At 63.6% G+C, this 14,372-nt stretch carries 15 protein-coding genes; 4 read left to right on the top strand and 11 right to left on the bottom strand.

Translation table 11 applies throughout. From position 1 onward, the window contains the following. Nucleotides 1-25: 25 nt before the first annotated feature. Entirely contained in the window at nt 26-1,480 is a 1,455-nt protein-coding gene (locus Q0L62_RS00825) for a S41 family peptidase (RefSeq protein ID WP_296675054.1), read from the top strand. A 91-nt stretch (nt 1,481-1,571) separates the two neighbouring features. Here the strand turns inward: Q0L62_RS00825 and Q0L62_RS00820 are convergent, their stop codons facing one another. Continuing rightward, nucleotides 1,572-2,429, bottom strand: coding sequence for an arginyltransferase (locus tag Q0L62_RS00820; protein ID WP_296675051.1), 858 nt, complete (start codon nt 2,427-2,429; stop codon nt 1,572-1,574). A gap of 368 nt (nt 2,430-2,797) precedes the next feature. On the opposite strand from Q0L62_RS00820, the gene Q0L62_RS00815 reads away from it, so the two are divergent. Further along, entirely contained in the window at nt 2,798-2,968 is a 171-nt protein-coding gene (locus Q0L62_RS00815; protein WP_296675048.1) for a hypothetical protein, read from the top strand. Between the two features lie 122 nt (nt 2,969-3,090). On the opposite strand, the gene Q0L62_RS00810 is transcribed toward Q0L62_RS00815, so the two are convergent. Then, a complete protein-coding gene (locus Q0L62_RS00810; RefSeq protein WP_296675046.1) occupies nt 3,091-4,329 on the bottom strand; it encodes a threonine ammonia-lyase in 1,239 nt (412 codons plus the stop codon). 100 nt (nt 4,330-4,429) lie between these two features. Between Q0L62_RS00810 and Q0L62_RS00805 the strand changes: the two genes are divergently transcribed. Together Q0L62_RS00805 and Q0L62_RS00800 are read left to right on the top strand one after the other, a co-directional pair. Next, nucleotides 4,430-5,326: an NAD(P)-dependent oxidoreductase gene (locus Q0L62_RS00805; protein WP_296675043.1), complete on the top strand. Its 897-nt coding sequence runs from the start codon at nt 4,430-4,432 to the stop codon at nt 5,324-5,326. Then, nucleotides 5,323-7,029, top strand: a complete 1,707-nt coding sequence (locus tag Q0L62_RS00800) for an amidohydrolase (RefSeq protein WP_296675040.1) — start codon at nt 5,323-5,325, stop codon at nt 7,027-7,029. Before Q0L62_RS00805 ends, Q0L62_RS00800 begins: the two co-directional genes overlap by 4 nt. Here the strand turns inward: Q0L62_RS00800 and tatC are convergent. The 9 genes from tatC to Q0L62_RS00755 all read right to left on the bottom strand — a co-directional run bounded on the left by tatC (nt 7,026) and on the right by Q0L62_RS00755 (nt 14,308). Beyond that, the gene (gene tatC, locus Q0L62_RS00795; protein ID WP_296675037.1) at nt 7,026-7,835 is read right to left on the bottom strand and encodes a twin-arginine translocase subunit TatC; all 810 of its coding nucleotides are present in this window, start codon (nt 7,833-7,835) and stop codon (nt 7,026-7,028) included. The genes Q0L62_RS00800 and tatC overlap by 4 nt on opposite strands. Beyond that, nucleotides 7,835-8,215, bottom strand: coding sequence for a Sec-independent protein translocase protein TatB (gene tatB / locus Q0L62_RS00790; RefSeq protein WP_296675034.1), 381 nt, complete (start codon nt 8,213-8,215; stop codon nt 7,835-7,837). The genes tatC and tatB overlap by 1 nt, the downstream gene beginning before the upstream one ends. A gap of 19 nt (nt 8,216-8,234) precedes the next feature. Further along, nucleotides 8,235-8,489 (bottom strand): twin-arginine translocase TatA/TatE family subunit, encoded by a 255-nt coding sequence (gene tatA / locus Q0L62_RS00785; RefSeq protein ID WP_296675031.1) that lies wholly within the window; start codon nt 8,487-8,489, stop codon nt 8,235-8,237. Nucleotides 8,490-8,574: 85 nt separating this feature from the next. Then, entirely contained in the window at nt 8,575-9,189 is a 615-nt protein-coding gene (scpB, locus tag Q0L62_RS00780) for an SMC-Scp complex subunit ScpB (RefSeq protein ID WP_296675028.1), read from the bottom strand. Further along, entirely contained in the window at nt 9,186-9,959 is a 774-nt protein-coding gene (locus Q0L62_RS00775; protein WP_296675117.1) for a ScpA family protein, read from the bottom strand. The genes scpB and Q0L62_RS00775 overlap by 4 nt, the downstream gene beginning before the upstream one ends. 23 nt (nt 9,960-9,982) lie before the next feature. Next, nucleotides 9,983-11,002 carry a beta-N-acetylhexosaminidase gene (gene nagZ / locus Q0L62_RS00770; RefSeq protein WP_296675025.1) on the bottom strand — a complete coding sequence of 340 codons (1,020 nt, stop codon included), beginning with the start codon at nt 11,000-11,002 and terminating at the stop codon, nt 9,983-9,985. A 73-nt stretch (nt 11,003-11,075) separates the two neighbouring features. Continuing rightward, nucleotides 11,076-11,810 carry an SPOR domain-containing protein gene (locus Q0L62_RS00765; protein ID WP_296675023.1) on the bottom strand — a complete coding sequence of 245 codons (735 nt, stop codon included), beginning with the start codon at nt 11,808-11,810 and terminating at the stop codon, nt 11,076-11,078. Nucleotides 11,811-11,812: 2 nt separating this feature from the next. Beyond that, on the bottom strand, nt 11,813-13,555 hold the full coding sequence (gene argS, locus Q0L62_RS00760) for an arginine--tRNA ligase (RefSeq protein ID WP_296675020.1): 1,743 nt from the start codon (nt 13,553-13,555) through the stop codon (nt 11,813-11,815). Between the two features lie 102 nt (nt 13,556-13,657). Further along, nucleotides 13,658-14,308 carry a hypothetical protein gene (locus Q0L62_RS00755; RefSeq protein WP_296675017.1) on the bottom strand — a complete coding sequence of 217 codons (651 nt, stop codon included), beginning with the start codon at nt 14,306-14,308 and terminating at the stop codon, nt 13,658-13,660. Nucleotides 14,309-14,372: the final 64 nt, after the last annotated feature.

Genomic DNA, 14,372 nt, shown 5'->3' with positions numbered 1-14,372 from the left:
CCCGCAGATTTGGCACCACGCAATAATGATTGATCGCCGCTCTGTTCTCCGCACCGGCTCCGCTGCGCTCGTCGCCGGCGGGACCGCCCTTTATACCGATCCACTGCGGTCGGCGCAGCCAGCGCTGGACGATCCTACCGTTGTGCGGCGTGCGCTGGCACTTCATCCGGGGCTGTATCGCTATCAGTCGCCTCGCCAGTTTGCGCAGCGGTTCGATCGCTTTGCCGCGGAATGGGGCGCCCGGCCCGCACTGTCCGATCGTTTTCTCGCGCTGTCGCGGCTGACCGCGGCTGTGCGCTGCGGCCACACCCAGTGCAACCCTTACAACCAGGTCAAGACGGTGGCCGGCGCGCTGCTCGATCGCCCCACTCGCCTGCCCTTTGCTTTCGCCTGGATCGATGGCCATATGGTTGTGCTGGGTGATAGCGGAGCGGCTACCGGCATAGCGCGCGGCAGCATTGTCGAGCAGATCAACGGGCGCAGGCCCGAGGCCATGCTGCGAGCGTTACTGCCCTATGCCCGCGCCGATGGCAGCAACGATGGGAAACGCGTGGCGCAAATGGAAATGCGCGGCACTGACGAACACGAAACATTCGACATCTTTCAAGGCTTGCTGTTTCCCCCTGACGCTGGGGGCCACAAGATTGTCTGGCGTGATCCAGCCGGACAGCGCCGCACTGCGCTGCTTCCTGCCGTTGCCACATCGGCCCGCAACGCCCTGCTGGCCAAGCCCAAAGAAGACGGTGTGCTGTGGGACTGGCGGGTAGGCTCCGATGGTGTCGCGGTGCTGACGATGCCGACCTGGGTCACCTATCGCGGCAATTGGGACTGGCAGGCCTGGCTTGCCGAACGCTTCGCCTCGTTGGCGGGGGCCAAGGGACTGATCATCGATTTGCGTGATAACGAAGGTGGCACTGATTGCGGCACTTTCATCCTGCAGCACCTTATTCCAGCGCCATTCAGGCCGCTGCGTTATTTTAGCCGGGTTGCTTTCCGTGAAACTCCAGCTGACCTGCGGCCCTATCTCGATACCTGGGATCCAGGCTTTCACACGCTAGGCGCAGACGGCGTGCCGGATGCGCGTGGCAACCTGATTGTCGATAGAGCCGATACCGAAGACATCCTCCATCCCGCAGGTTCGCGCATTGGCGTGCCGGTGGCGGTGCTGGTCGGCCCGGTCAACAGCTCGGCCACATTCAGTTTTGCGCGCCGGATAAGGGAATCGGGGGCGGCGAAGCTGGTCGGTTCACCAACCGGGGGCAACATGCGCGGCATCAACGGCGGCGCCTTCTTCTTCGTGCGTCTGCCGGAAACCGGTCTGGAATTCGACTTGCCGATCAAGGGCTATTACCCTGAACACCCGCAGGCCGACACCGGCGTCCTGCCCCACATCGCAGTCAGCAATACGGTTCAGGATATTGCCAGCGGGTACGACCGCGTGATGGTGCGTGCACACCAGGGTATCGTTGCTGCCCGGTAGATCGAGCCGCTGCCTGACTGGCTAATGGACACGAAAATCGGCGAATACGCTGGTTGGCGTGGGCCACGGCCGCCAAGGACAAACGCGGTGCCTAGACTTCTTCGACGCGGTACTGATCCTGCCCGCCGTGGGCGCCGTCCTTGGTCAGTCCGTCAAGCGGGAGGGCATCGACGCGGCGCATTACCGCTGCAGCAGCAACCAGCCGGTCATGCTCGTCGTTGTCGATCCGGCTCCAGCCGTCACGGCCCAGCCGTTCAAGCGGGCGATACCGCACCTTGTACTGCATCCGCACCGATCCATCGACCCAGTAACCCAGGTAGACATAGGCCAGGCCTTCATCCGCGGCGCGGCGGATATGATCCAGGATGATGTAATTGCCCAGTCCTTCGCGGAACGGATGGTCTGGATCATAAAAGCTGTAGATCATCGACAGCCCGTCGCCCTGACGATCGGTGAGGCAGGCGCCGACCAAGCGGCCCGGCAAGCCTTCAGGGGTCGGTTCGCGGTATTCAACAATCTGGGTATCGACGGGGGTATGCTCCACCATGTCGGCGAAATCGACCTCGTCCATATTGGCCATGCCGCCGCCGGGATGGCGGTGGGCAAGATAGCGCTGCAGCAGGTCGAACTGCTCAACGGTTGACCACGGCCGGCACGGCACGGCAATCAGATCAGAATTCGCCTTGATGTTGCGCTTTTGCGTGGATGAGGCGCGAAACTCACCCGCGACGACCCGCACCGAAACACACGCGCTGCAATCAACACAGGACGGGCGATAGGCGACCGTCTGGCTGCGGCGAAAACCGATCCGGCCCAGCGCATCGTTAAGCTGATCAGCGTGCGGGCCTTTCAGCTCGGTGAATACCTTGCGTTCGCTGCGCCCGGGCAAATAGGGGCACGGCGCGGCGCTCGTCACGAAAAAGCGGGGAAAACGAACGGGTGCCGTCACAGTCGCGCAACATCCTTACTGCAAGGTTACCGGAGCACTATGCCCCCCCTGCCTGCGTGTTGAAAGTCTTTTAACCACGAAAGGTGGTAAACGGACTGCGTTTTTTCACAACGGCACGGGCTTGTGCCGATCCCGCCGTTGCCCAACGCACGGCAAAATCGGCGTGCAGCAGACTGCCGGATCGCCGAAGGCCCTGCCTTGTCGTGCGCAGGTATTGCGCGTCAGGCCGCACATTCCGCCGGGCAAGGACATGGGACGCCGGCGCACGGCCATGACTGCCCCTCACCTTCTCCTGTCCTCCGATTGCGAAGACAGCGATTTCCCGCAGCGCTTGGCCCAAGGGTTTTACAGGCGAGGGGTTCGATGTGTTGAAAGATCAGAGGCTGCGTCAAAGCCAGGCCTATGCCGAAATGACCGAGAACGCGCTGCGCAGCGCCAAGGCAGTGATCGTGCTATGGTCTCCGCGCTTTATCGTCCCGCGCTCGGTGCCGGCGAAGGCTGCGCTGGAGGATTGGGAACGGCGGCTCGCCCTCTGGTAAAAAGCTGCCCGGAACTGGGGACACTAATGAACGATCTTTGCGCGGTATGGGCCGATACGGACGCAGCATCGTAACGCTTGCTACCGCAAGGGTCCCTTCCGCCTCCCGTGTTATTGCCTTTTCTACCCCAGCTCGACCTGATCAACCTCGTAGCCTTTGGCCCGCAACGCGGCGACCAGGGCGTCAAGCTGATCCTTGTCGCGGGCTTCGCATTCGATGTCGGTGATCAGGCCCTTGGCCGGCAGGTGGGTAAATATCCGCTGGTGGTAGATCTCGATGATGTTGACGTTGTGGCGGTTGAACTCTTCCATCACCTTGAACAGTGCGCCGGGGCGATCCTGCAGGGTCAGGCGCAGGCGGGCTAACCGGCCCGAGCGGGCGAGATCGCGCAGCAGCACGTTGGCAAGCAGGCGGGTATCGATGTTGCCGCCGCAGATCGGGATGCCGACCTTGCGACCCTTGAACAGCTCTGGGTAGGCCAGCACCGCTGCAAGGCCGGCCGCGCCGGCGCCTTCGGCCACGGTCTTTTCAATCTGCAGGAGCAACGACACCGCTCCTTCGAGCGAGGCCTCGCTGACCAGCAGGATATCGTCGAGCAGCCCCGCCAGGACGCGCGAAGTAAAGGCCCCCGGTTCCTTAACCGCGATGCCTTCGGCCAGGGTATCGCCGCCGCAAGGCAGGTCGGTTCCTTTAAGGCGGTTGTACATCGAGGGGAACAGTTCCGCCTCTACCCCGATCAGGCCGATTTGGGGATTTATTGCCCGCGCCGCCGTGCCCATGCCCGAGGCGAGCCCGCCCCCGCCAACCGGGATCACCAGCATATCCAGATCGGGCACGTCGGCCAGCATTTCCAGCGCAACCGTGCCCTGACCGGCCGCCACCAGCGGATCGTCGAACGGGTGGATGAAGGTCAGCCCCAGTTGCCGTTCCATCGCGCGGGCATGGGCATAGGCATCGTCAAAGGTTTCGCCTTCAAGCACAACCTTGCCGCCCACCGCCTCGGTCTGCATCACCTTTACCGTGGGCGTGGTGCGCGGCATGACGATAGTTACCGGGATATGCAGCCGGGTGCCGTGATAGCTCAGGCCCTGGGCGTGGTTGCCGGCCGAAGCCGCGATTACACCGCGCGCGCGCTGTTCCTCGTTCAGGTGGAGCAGCGCGTTCAAGGCGCCGCGTTCCTTGTAGGCGGCGGTGAACTGAAGATTCTCGAACTTAAGCCAGATGTCCGCCCCGGTAATCTGGCTCAGCGTCCGGCTATAATCGCAATCGGTGCGCACCACGGCGCCGTCGATGCGGGTCGCCGCGGCGCGCACATCGGCGATGGTCAGCTGTTCAGCCACAGTTTGGGCGGTTTGTTTCATCGTGCCGGGCCGTATCGTAAAGCACAGGGCGGGGAAACAGGCATTTTGCGCCGCCCATCAAGCTTTGCTTTGACTGAAAAGCCGCTAAACAGCCCAGACCATGACCGAACCGCTCAACGTATCTTTCCTGGGCCTGGGTGTGATGGGCGGCGCGATGGCCCGCCACATCGCCCGCGCCGGGCACCGCCTGACCGTGTACAATCGCTCGATGGGCCGGATCGAACGCTGGCAGGATTCCAACCCCGATCTTGCCATCCGCATTGCACAAAGCCCGGCTGATGCGGCCAAGGGCGCGGATGCGGTGCTGACCTGCGTGGGCAACGATGATGACCTGGCCGACGTTGTGCTGGGGCCGATGGGCGTTTTCACTACCCTGCGACGCGGCGCGGTGTTCATCGATCATACCACCGTATCGGCCCGGATCGCCCGCCAGATCGCGGTCGAAGCGCGCGATCTTGAAGTTCACTGCGTCGATGCGCCGCTGACCGGCGGGCAGGTCGGCGCGGAAAGCGGCCAGCTGACCGTGATGTGCGGAGGCCGCGTCGACGCGCTGGAGGCCGCGCGCCCTATCATGGAAACCTATACAAAGCGGATTGTCCATGTCGGCAAGGCTGGGTCTGGCCAGACCTGCAAGATGGTCAATCAGATCGCCTTTGCCGGGATCATCGCCAGCCTGTCCGAAGCCTTGCGATTTGCCCAATCGGCCCACCTCGATCTCGACAAGGTCTATGAGGCGATTTCGGGCGGTGCGGCGCAAAGCTGGCAGATGGACAACCGCTGGCACACCATGGCCAGAGACGAATTCGACTTCGGCTTTGCGGTTGACTGGATGCGCAAGGATCTGGGCCTGACGCTGGATGAAGGGCGCTCGATCGGGGTGTCGCTGCCGGTAGCGGCGCAGATCGACCAGATTTACGCACAGGTTCAGGCGATCGGCGGCGGGCGGCAGGATACATCTGCCCTGGTCCGTGTTCTCCCGCGAAAGGGCAAGGCATGAAATACCTGTTGCTGGCAGCTGCGGCTGCCATTGTGGCCGCCCCTGCGGCGGCCGATACCCTGGTCGACAATGTCGATGGCTTGACCATCGATGCCAAGGGCCAGATTGAACGGTTTACGGGGCTGCTGGTGGGCAGTGACGGCCGGATCGTCCAGACTTTCAAACGCGGAGACAAGCGCCCGGGCAAGGTTGACTACATGGTCGACGGCAAGGGCCGGGTGCTGGTGCCGGGCATGATCGATGCCCACGTCCACGTGATGGGGATCGGCTTTGGCGCGCTGACGCTGGACCTGTCGGAAACCCGATCACTGGACGAGGCCAAGGTACTGATCGCCGCCTATGCCAAGGCCCATCCCGACCGTCCATGGATCATGGGCCGCGGCTGGAATCAGGAACTGTGGAAGCTGGGCCGCTTTCCCACCGCGGCCGAGCTGGACAGCGTGGTCAGTGACCGCCCGGTGTGGCTGGAACGCGTGGATGGGCATGCCGGCTGGGCCAACACCCGAACGCTGGTCCTGGCCAAGCTGACGGCAGCCACCAAGGATCCGGCTGGCGGCAAGATCGAGCGGGTCGCACCGGGCGGCAAGCCGGCGGGCGTGCTGGTCGACAATGCGATGAATCTGGTGACGGTGCCCCCGCCCCGGCCAGAAGACCGCGATCTGGCCCTGCTTACAGCGCAGGGCCTGTTGCTCAGACGCGGCGTGACTGCCGTGGCAGACATGGGATCCACAATCGAGGATTGGCAATCGTTCCGCCGCGCGGGGGACAATGGCGCCCTGCGGATGCGGATCATGAGCTATGCTTCGGGCACCGAAAACATGGTGCTGATCGGCGGACCGGGGCCCAGCCCCTGGCTTTATGACGACAAACTGCGGCTGAACGGGGTCAAGCTTTACATGGACGGCGCGCTGGGATCGCGCGGGGCCAGCCTGAAGGCGCCCTATGCCGACATGCCGGAAACCAAGGGCCTGCGGATCACGCAGGATACCGCACTCAAGAACCTGATGAGCCGCGCCGCCTTCGATCATTTCCAGGTCGCGGTCCACGCCATCGGGGACGAGGCGAACGCCGCCCTGCTCGGCGCGATCGAGGACATGGCCCTGACCTACAAGGGTGATCGCCGCTGGCGGATCGAGCATGCCCAGATCGTCGATCCGGCCGATATCGCCCGCTTTGGCAAATACGGGATCATCGCATCGATGCAGCCGGTCCACGAAACAAGTGACCGGCTGATGGCCGAAGCGCGGCTGGGGCCGAACCGGCTGGCCGGTGCCTATGCATGGAAATCCATTGCCGCGTCGGGCGCCAAGCTGGCGTTCGGATCTGATGCGCCGGTCGAGCTGCCCGATCCCTGGGCAGGTCTGGCCGCCGCGATTACGCGCCAAGGACCCGATGGACAGCCGTTCGGCGGATGGCAGGCGCAGGAAAAAGTCACCCGCGAACAGGCCCTGACCGCCTATACCGCAGATGCCGCATATGCGGGGTTCGGTGATGGCCGCTTTGGCCGGCTGCTGCGCGGTGAGCGGGCCGATTTCCTGTTGGTGGACCGTGATCCGATGCTGGCCAGCCCTGCCGATCTGCGCGCCACCAAGGTACTTCAGACATGGGTCAATGGTCAGCTGGTTTATGATGCGGCCAATCCGCCTGCGCCGCCAGCCGAACCACCCAAGCGCGAACGTCCGGTTCCGGTGGACGGGCGTTAGGCCTGGTCGGCGGGCACCTCAGCCGTTACGGTTTCAGCCAGTTCAGCCTTGGTCCTGCGCCGGTCGCCCAGCCACATCACCAGAAGCGAGCCTTCGAACAGCAGCCACATCGGCACGAGCAACATCAGCTGCGACACCACGTCGGGCGGAGTGATGATCGCCGCCACCGCCGTGATCGCCACAATCACATAGCGGCGCATACCGGACAGTTGCGTGCGGCTGACGATCCCCGCCATATTAAGCAACAGGAGCAGCACCGGCAGCAGAAAGCTCATCCCGAAGGCCAGGATGAACTGCATCACCAGGCTGAGATAATCGCCCGTCCCCGGCAGTGCTTCAAGAGTCAGGCCGCCCTTGTTTCCTTCAAACTTGAGGAAAAACCGGAAAGCGGTTGGCATGACGACATAATAGGCCAGTGCCGCTCCGGTGAAGAACAGCACGGGGGTCAGGAACAGAAACGGCAGGAACGCCTTCTTTTCCCGAGCGTAAAGACCTGGTGCGACAAAGGCCCACAGCTGGTTAGCAATGAACGGAAACGCCAGACAGAAAGCCGCAAACAAAGCCACCTTGATCTCGACAAAAAAGGCTTCGTACAACTTGGTGTAGATGAGCTTGCCCTGTCCGGGTGGAAATGCTGCGGTGAGCGGGCGCACCAGAAAGCTGAATATCTTGTCCGCAAATGTGAAGCAGACAGCAAAAGCGACCGCCAGCACTGCGATCGACCGGAGCAGCCGGGTGCGCAGTTCGATCAGGTGATCGAGCAGCGGTGCCTGACTTTCGTCGATATCGCGGATCTGGAACGCCATCAGCCGGCCTTTGGCGGATCGAGCGGAAGTTGGGGCGATGCAGTGCCGCCCGTCGGCGTTGGTTCGGGCGCGGGCAGCGGGGTCATCAGGGGCGAGGTGCCCGGATCGGTGCCGACCAGATCGGCTTCATTGGCGTCCCATCCCGGCGGGGTCTGTTCCATTATCGCCGCGTTCTTTTCGCGCCATTGCTTTTCCATTTCGTCAAGCTCAGCTTCGCGTATCATCGTTTCGATACCGCTGCGAAAGTGGCCGGATACGCGGCGGATCTTGGCGATCCACTGGCCCGCCGTACGCAAGGCGCGGGGTAAATCCTTGGGCCCAATGACGACGATCGCAATGATCGCCGTAAGCAGCATTTCATCCCAGCCGATGTCGAACATGGTGCGCGCCCGCGCGAAATCAGGGCTTGGGCGGGATAGAGGAGGAATCGATCACCGTATCGCCGTTCAGCGTGGCCTGATTGGCCGGCGGCGGCGGCGGAATCTGCTGGGCCGGCGGCATGGGCGATTGGGCGTTGGCCTCGTCGTTCATGCCTTCCTTGAAGCTTTTGATACCCTTGCCAAAATCGCCCATCATCTCGGAAATTCGCCCGCGCCCGAACAGAACGAGCACGACTACCGCGAGAATGAGGAGGTGCGGAAGCGACAGACCCATGGGAAACTCCTGAATAGTAAAGGGCGAAACGGCCCGGCAGCCCCACCGTGTGTGTCATTTAGGACATGTTGCCGCACTTTGCCAGTCAATCGGCGGAATCGGTATCCTCTTCCGCGTCGGTCAGTTCGGTTTCGGCAGACGGCCCATCCATCGCAGCGGCCAGCGCGTCTTCAACCGGGTCCAGCAGGCCAGCGGCGCGCAGCTCGTCAATTCCGGGGAGATCACGGCGGCTTTCCAGCCCGAAATGAGTCAGGAAATCCGGCGTCGTGGCATAAATAACCGGTCGCCCCGGTACGTCGCGCCGCCCGACGATCCGCACCCAGCCCGCCTCCATCAGCACGTCCAGCGTGCCCTTGGCGGTCTGCACGCCGCGGATCGATTCGATTTCCGCGCGGCTGACCGGCTCGTGATAGGCAACGATGGCCAGGACTTCGGTGCCGGCCCGGCTGAGGCGGCGGACTTCCTCGCGCTCGCGGCGCAGCAAGTGGGCCAGATCGGGCGCCGTTTCAAAATGCCAGCGCTTGCCCCGTTCGACCAGATGCACACCGCGATCAGCATAGTGCTCAGCCAGCTCAGCCAGCGCGGCGCGCACATCGGCCCCGCCCAAGTGGAGCGAAATCGCCTCGATGCTCAAAGGTTGTTCCGAAGCGAACACTGCCGCCTCGACTGCGCGGAGCAAATCGTCGGGCCGGTCGCTCACGCCCGCACTCCGCGCAGACGCAGCGGGCCGAAGGTTTCGTCCTGGGTCATCTCCGCCTTGCCCAACCGGGCCAGTTCCAGAGCGGCCACGAAGCTGGAGGCAAGCGCAGACTTGCGCAGCTTGGGATCGGCATGGGGCGGAAGAAAATCCTTGAGCTCCATCCAGTCTAGCGTCACCCCCAGCATCGCTGCCACCCGCGTCAGCGCGCTGTCTAGCGTCATGACCATGCGATCACGGACCAGGTGCACCACCGGCTGGGTCCGCGCCTTGATCTGGCCATAGGCCTGGATCAGCGCGAACCAATCGCATTGCCACAAGGCCTTTCGATCGATCCTCAGCCCTTCCGGATTGCCCCGGCCGAACACATCGCGGCCCAGCCGGTCGCGCCCCATCAGCCGTCCGGCGGCATCGCGCATCGCTGCCAGCCGCTGCAAGCGAAGCTGGAGGCGCAGCGCGAGCTCTTCCGGACTGGGATCTTCCTGCTCTTCACGCGGTAGCAGCAGCGCCGATTTGAGATAGGCCAGCCACGCCGCCATCACCAGGTAATCGGCCGCCAATTCCAATCGCAGAGCCTCGGCCTGATCGATATAGTTCAGATACTGGTCGACCAGGTCGAGGATTGAAATCCGCCGCAGGTCAACCTTTTGACGCCTTGCCAGATCGAGCAACAGATCGAGCGGGCCTTCCCACCCGTCCAGTTCGAGATACAGCGCCTCGTCGCCGGCAGCGGCCGTCGCCACGCCTTGCCAGTCGTCATCGGGCAATGCGATTGCCGGACTGTCGGCAGGATCGGTCAAGCCTGCTGCTCCGTCAGGGCCAACAACGCGTCACGCTTGGCTAGCAGTTCGACCTGCGCACCGCGTGCGCCGTCCACGCGGGTATCAGCAAGGGCACGCTCCAGCCGCACCGCCGTTTCGGCCTTCATGGTTCCGCACTGCTTCACGATTCCGGCCATATCTTCCATTTTGGCCCAGCAATTGAGCGCGATGTCGCAGCCAGCCGCAATCGACCGCGCTGCCCTTTCAGGGACAGTGCCCGACAATGCCTCCATATCAAGGTCATCGGTCAAGAGCAGCCCGTCAAATCCGATCGCACCGCGAATAATATCGCGGATGATGATCGCTGACTGGGTGGCGGGATGGTCCGCGTCCCAGGTAGTAAACAACAAATGCCCCGTCATCCCGATCGGCGCGGTATTGAGCGCCCGGAACGGGGCAAGGTCAGCTTCCAGATCTTCGGCGCTGGCGGTGACCGTGGGCATTTCCTTGTGGGTATCGGTAGTCGTTCGGCCGTGGCCAGGCATGTGCTTGACCGTGCCGGCGATGCCGGCGCGGGCCAGCCCATCCAGCACAGCGCGGCCCAGCGCAGCAACGCGCAGCGGTTCGTGCCCGAGAGCGCGGTCGCCAATCACATCGTGCGCGCCCGGCTGACGCACATCGAGCACCGGGGCATGGGTGCAGGTAATGCCCGCTTCGGCAAGATCATGGCCCATCGCCTCGGCATTGGCGCGGGCGGCCTCGATCGCGCTGGCCGGCGCCACATCATACAGCGCGTCGAACAGTGCGCCAGCGGGATAGGGCGGCCATTCGGGAGGCCGCATTCGCGCAACACGTCCGCCTTCCTGATCGATCGTGATCAGCAGGCGGTCGCGGCCGTGGATGCTGCGCAACGAGTCAGTCAGCGCGCGGACCTGGTCGCGGGACTGAATATTGCGGCCGAACAGGATGTAACCGGCAGGATCCGCCTCAAGGAAAAAGGCGCGTTCCGCATCGCCTAGCGTCAAACCGGAAAGGCCGAAGATTGCAGGTGTCATAACGGCCGAGAAAGTCGCAGGATCGCGGGCCCGTGGCAAGCGAACGGGGCCCCAGACGTGTGGATTATGCGGCCTATTTGACTTGGCAGGAGATCCCGGCGCTTTTCAATTTGCCGCACAGCGCGTTGGCAGCACCGGCATCCGCCGCGACCGCCTGAAGGCGGTAGACCTTGCCGATATCGGCAGTGCCTTCGACCACGCGGTGCGATATGCCTGACAGCACGCTGCCCGCCTGGCCGGTCAGCTTGGTCCAGCCCGCCTCGGCCGCGGCCTTGGAACTGTATGCGCCGACCTGAACGCCCACGCCGCCGCTGCCAGCCGTAGCGGGCCCTGATTGGGCAACGCTGGCCGATGGCGAAGCGGCAGCCGCAGGGGCAGGCGGCACAGCGCCGGGGTTTTCCCCCATCTTGGCCGGACGGCTTTGTCCTTCGGATACGGCAAAGCTTGTATCGCCGGTTCCGTCAAAGGTTTTGCCGCCGGGGTTCTTGGGCGCTTCCTTGTAGGGCTCCTTTGGCGCAGCGATCACGCTTCCATCTGCCACGGCCGCACTATCCCCGCCCCGATGAGATGCCCACCAGATGCCGCCGACAATTGCCAGCAAAGCCACGCCGCTCAGCGCGGCAAGGCCGGCAACGCGGCCTGATCCGGCGCCTTCGTCCTCATATTCGTCATCGCCGGATTCCAGCCAGGGCAAGCGCGTATCGTCTTCGTCCAGGGCAAGCCGCTCGGTCTCCAGCGGCTCGCCTTCAGCGTCAGTCCACGTCTCGGGATTTTCGCCCGGGTTCTGTTCGTCGTGCTCGCCCGTCATGTTTACATTTCCTCCACAGCCTCAACCCCCAGCAGCGCCAGGCCATTGCGGATAAGCTGCCCTATTTGCGCGGCAAGATAAAGCCTTGCGCCGGTCAGCCGCGCATCCTGTGCCACGATGAACCGCTTTTCGGGCTTGTCATTGCCCAGGTTCCAGAACCCGTGCAGCGCTCCGGCAAGGTCATAGAGGAAAAATGCGATGCGGTGCGCTTCGCGCGCGGCGGCGGCAGCCTCTACGATCCGGGGGAACTGCGCCGCCAACTTGACCAGCGCCAGTTCTTCTTCGCCCAGCAGGTCCAGCCCATCGGCGGACGGCGTCAGGCCTTCAGCCGCCGCCTTGCGCAGGGTGGAACGGATACGCGCGTGGGCATACTGGACATAGAATACCGGGTTGTCCTTCGATGCTTCGACCACCTTGTCGAAATCGAAGTCCATTTGCGCTTCGGGCTTGCGGGTCAGCATGGTGAAGCGGACCACGTCCTTGCCGACCATTTCGACCACATCGGCAAGAGTGACAAAATTGCCCGCGCGCTTCGACATCTTGAACGGCTGCCCGCCCTTCATCAGCTGGACCATCTGGACAAGCTTGATTTCGAATGGCTTTTCCTTGCCTTGGCCCTGCGTCAGCGCGGCAACTGCGGCCTTGATCCGCTTGACCGTACCGGCATGGTCGGCGCCCCAGATATCGACCAGCGCATCAGCTTTTTCCGCCTTTTGAAAGTGATAGGCCAGATCAGCACCGAAATAGGTCCAGCTGCCGTCGCTTTTCTTGATCGGGCGGTCCTGATCATCGCCAAAGCGGGTGGAGCGGAACAGCGGCAGTTCGACCGGCTCCCAATCGTCGGCGGTCTTGCCTTTTGGCGCTTCCAGGTGCCCGTCATAAACCAGGTCATGCGCGCGCAGCCATGCTTCAGCCTGTGCAGGCTTGCCCGCCGCCTGCAGTTCCGCCTCGGAACTGAACAGGTCGTGGTGGATTCCCAGCAGGGCCAGATCGGCCCGGATCATGTCGAGCATGGCGGCAACCGCGCGGGCGCGAAATGTCACCAGCCATTCGCTTTCGTCCGCCGCGGCATAGCGGTCCCCGAACTCTGCGGCGAGGGCCTGACCCACTGGGACAAGATAATCGCCCGGGTACAGCCCTTCGGGAATCGGGCCAACCGCATCGCCCAGCGCCTCGCGGTAGCGCAGGTGCGCCGAACGGGCGAGAACATCGACCTGACTGCCGGCATCATTGACGTAGTATTCGCGGATCACGGTGTGCCCGGCATATTCCAGCAAGCTGGCGAGCGCATCGCCCACCACCGCGCCGCGGCAATGGCCCATGTGCATCGGCCCGGTCGGGTTGGCCGAAACATATTCGACATTGACCGTCTTGCCCGCACCCATGACCGACCGGCCATAGTCACCCGCCAGCGCTGCGATTGTTTTCAGTTCGGCCACCCACAGTGCGGGATCGAGCCGCAAGTTGAGGAAGCCCGGTCCTGCAATCTCCACCGAGGAGACGCCTGCCACCTGGCGCAGCTGTTCTGCCAGAGCTTCGGCCAGGGCGCGCGGGTTGATGCCGGCCGGTTTGGCCAGAACCATGGCTGCGTTCGTCGCCAGATCGCCGTGCGCCGGGTCTCGCGGCGGTTCGACCGCAATGGAACCGCGCGGCAAAGCGGGCAGCGTGCCCGCCGCTTCAAGCGCATCAAGCGCGGCATCGACATGGGCCGCAAAGGCGGCGTGAATTGTGGTCGTCTGGGTCATGGCGGGCGGTTAGCTCGTTTGCAGCAACAAGGAAACCTCCCCGCTACGGCGGAGAGGTGCACTCAACAGGCAGAAGCGTCGCGGCAGCCGCCGCGACGCGGGTTATCGGGTGCCGTTGTAGTTAAGCTGGCTCTGGTCGAGCTGGAAACCGACCAGCAGTTCAAAGGTCGCGCGGGCAACGGCGGCTTTGATGTCGGGCTGCGACAGCGGATCGATAGCGGCATCCGCCTCGCCCGCCTTGCGCTTGCGGGTAATACGTTCGCGGATATCGGCGGGGAGCGTGGCTTCGGCCCGGTCGATGAAGGCCGCGCCGCTGCCGCTGGCCTGGGCGCGTTCCTGGCCATCGGCAAAGTTCAGCGTGACCTGCCCGATGCGCTTGGCAATCACGGCATTGCTGCCGCGCAGCACGGCAGAGAAATAGGGAATTGTCACCTGCCGTGCGCCGCGCGTGTCGGTGCGGCGCGCCAGCACGTCAAACGTTACCTGGCTGGTCACCTTGTCTCCCGTGTCATTGCAGGCCGCGCGCACGTTGGTCATCGCGGCGACCACATCGATGTTATCGGCGGTGGTGCTGCCGGGAGTGCGGAACAAGGTGACGTCACCTGTATAATCGGGAATGCCGATTGCCGGGCACGCGCTGCGCACCGCCGATATGCCGACGCCTTCATCAACGACGATGTCACCGGTGGTCTTGCAGCCGGCCAGGGCGACCAGCACGGCGACAGAGGCAATCAGGCGGGGGCGAACGATCATTTCGGCATCCTTGCAATTCGGCCTGGGGCCCAACTTTCGCTTGCCCTAGCCGCACACGGAGCAA

Source organism: Novosphingobium sp. (assembly GCF_024642085.1).
Taxonomy (GTDB): domain Bacteria; phylum Pseudomonadota; class Alphaproteobacteria; order Sphingomonadales; family Sphingomonadaceae; genus Novosphingobium.
Note: the sequence above shows the minus strand (reverse complement) of the source record. Positions and strands in the feature narration are given on the sequence as shown.